This window comes from Candidatus Hydrogenedentota bacterium, assembly GCA_012523015.1.
Taxonomy (GTDB): Bacteria; Hydrogenedentota; Hydrogenedentia; order Hydrogenedentales; family CAITNO01; genus JAAYBJ01.
On sequence record JAAYJI010000231.1, the window covers coordinates 1 to 2551 of the forward strand.

The window sequence follows — 2551 nt, forward strand, 5'->3', positions numbered from 1 at the left end:
ACTTGATGGGCACCTCTCTAGGCAGAGACTTCCTAGAACGGGGCGCCTTAAACCTAAAGAATGAGCGGCATACAGTTCTTTTGGCACGTTCCGGTATTGCATTATCGGTGATTGTTACCCTGTTTCTTGCGTGGGTACTTCCCGGCAGCGTTGTTGCAGTGGCCACGGCGAGTTTCTCCGGATTGTGTGCAGCGTCATTCCTACCGCTATATGTGGGCGGCATGTATTGGCGGCGTATGACTCGAACCGGGGCTATCGCCAGCCTTTTCGTTGGGTTTTGTGTCAGTTTATTTTGGTTCGGTTTTGTACAAATGCCCGGAGGACGCAACCCTGCCGTATTGTCATTCTTTTTATTGAATCGCCCGACAATACTTGAGAATCCTCTGCTCGGTATTTATTGGAAATGGGTGGAAGCTTTGATTGTGGCACTGCCAATTTCTGCATTGACGGCTTTCACAGTCAGCTTGATAACCCGTCCGGAATCATCCGAACACCTTGACAAGTGCTTTGGCAAATACAAGTCGCACAACTAAACATTGCCCAAACGGTATCATTGCCGAGAAAGAAAATCACAGTGCTCTGTTGCTGAGGCGCCTTTGGCTTGAGAAGTCATTTTTTCATTTTTGTTCGGTGGAAGTAAGACTATTATTTTTTTTACAAGATTGCTTTATAAGTCTTTCCGGTATTTTTCTCGCTCAACATAGTTTCCTGCTTGGTACATGATATTCCTTTTTTACTCCGGTAGATGATACGCTCTACACGTTGTTTTGATAGGTCGATGTTTAGCATAGGCAACTCCAGTTTTCGTGTTTTAATTCAACCGGAAAATACGCCCCAAGGCAAGAAATGAAATTGCTATTCCCAGAGATATATCACATTCCTGTACGCCGGCTACTGTTGTTCCATGAGTTGTTTAAAATTTTGTGCAGCAGGCCATTCACGATAGACTTGTATAATTTTCTCTAAGGTATCCTGTGCCTCAGCATCACGTCCGGCACCTTTCAAAAGCATTGCAATCACTTTTCTTATGTGAAAATCATCGCCCCAATAAGGCAACGCTGATTCCAGAGACTGAATCGCGTGGTCACGCGCATCAGCATCAAGCGTTGCTTCAGTCTCAGTTATCCTTTTCTCCAAAAAAGTGCTGTCCATTCCCGAACAAAATTCTTGATATTTTTGTAATTCTTCTAAGGCATCTTTCATGTGGCTGACTTCCAGAAAGGGGCTCAAGCCCAACTGTTGTTTACACGTCTCTAGGGATAAGGCTTTACTAAACCGTACCGTATCTTTTGCGGTGGCTATTTGTTTTGCCACAATATTAAAAACACTCAAGGCAATATAATAATTTCCCTCAAATAGGACATGAACGGCATCATAGAAAATATCGTTACCCATAATGCCATTAAGACTGGCAGAAGCAAAGAGCGCTTCCGTGTCGGCGAGATGAGCTCCACGTGTTGACCAATCTTCAGCTGTCCGGCGAATCGTTTCGTTGATTCGTGAATCAGCACGAACAAAGAAAGCGTCACAGTCGCGGGCACGAATAAAATTCTTCAAAGCCGCCTCATTGTTGCCGAGTCTCAAAAGACATTGCGCCAATTGATAATTCAATACAGCATAGTCCGGGTCTATTTCCTTGGCCCGCTCAAATAAGAAACAGACCTTTTCCAAATCGTACGCATCGGAATCGGGATCGGCGGCTTCACATCCTGCCCTGAAGTCGGCTTCCCATGTGAGCAACTCTTTCTCCGTAATCCCCGGGCGGTGCAGAGAAGCAAAGGGCGATACATCACGAAGATTATCGCCCAAAGTACACAAGACCAACTGCGCCCCCGCGGCGGTGCCGCTGCGGCAGATGGCGTCAATATTATCACGGAAATTGAGGTAAAGCCGCTCACGACCAGGCGCGTCAGGATGTATTTTTATAGCACCTTCAAAGAATTGTTGGAGGTTAGTAAAATTATCAGGAACCTGCCCAATTTCACGCATGTGTAATAACTCAGAGAGTTGAAAAAAAACGAAACTGTTTTAATGCCATACGCCATTGGATCGTTACGGAACGTGGCGGCATCTCATATTTTATCCAAGAGATATACTCATTATGTTCCATATAAACCACAAAGAAATCAGGTTCCAATGCCGCGGCGGCTTTGGATGCTGCCCGCATCACATGCGAATTCAATGCTGGGCATGCAAGATTATAGACTTGAAAACATGTGTCGGGAAATGCATCCCTTAGCATACATTCAAGGATACGTGAAAAATTAAAGCCCATATCCGGATAGTCGCCCGCCGCTACAGAACCTCCGAATACGAAAATCCTGCAGGTGTCAGTTCCTTTTGATTTGGGAATAGCCCACCCCCAATTCAGTGATTTTTTAAAGATTTGTTTGAATTCCGGAGGATAGTGTTGAGAATAAAAAGTGCGGTTTACCCCGAAATTAGTACCACTGTCTTAAGTGGAATCTGTATCCTTTAAATGGTCAAAAAGAAAGGATGCAGATGGGCAAGAAACGCAGACAATTCACGGATAAGTTCAAGGCCAAGCTAG

The 2551-nt window shown here is 45.0% G+C and carries 2 protein-coding genes; one reads left to right on the forward strand and one right to left on the reverse strand.

What is annotated here, in order from left to right; translation table 11 throughout:
* The coding region (locus GX117_09805) for a sodium:solute symporter family protein (GenBank protein ID NLO33630.1) at positions 1 to 533 on the forward strand (533 nt) is incomplete at its 5' end.
* Positions 534 to 891: 358 nt separating this feature from the next.
* Here GX117_09805 and GX117_09810 read toward each other — a convergent pair.
* On the reverse strand, positions 892 to 1989 hold the full coding sequence (locus GX117_09810; protein NLO33631.1) for a tetratricopeptide repeat protein: 1098 nt from the start codon (positions 1987 to 1989) through the stop codon (positions 892 to 894).
* Between the last annotated feature and the right edge of the window lie 562 nt (positions 1990 to 2551).

What these genes read in the sequence shown, in the direction of transcription:
- GX117_09810 (NLO33631.1), bottom strand. Translation starts at nt 1,989, where the DNA reads ATGCGTGAAATTGGGCAGGTTCCTGATAATTTTACTAACCTCCAACAA.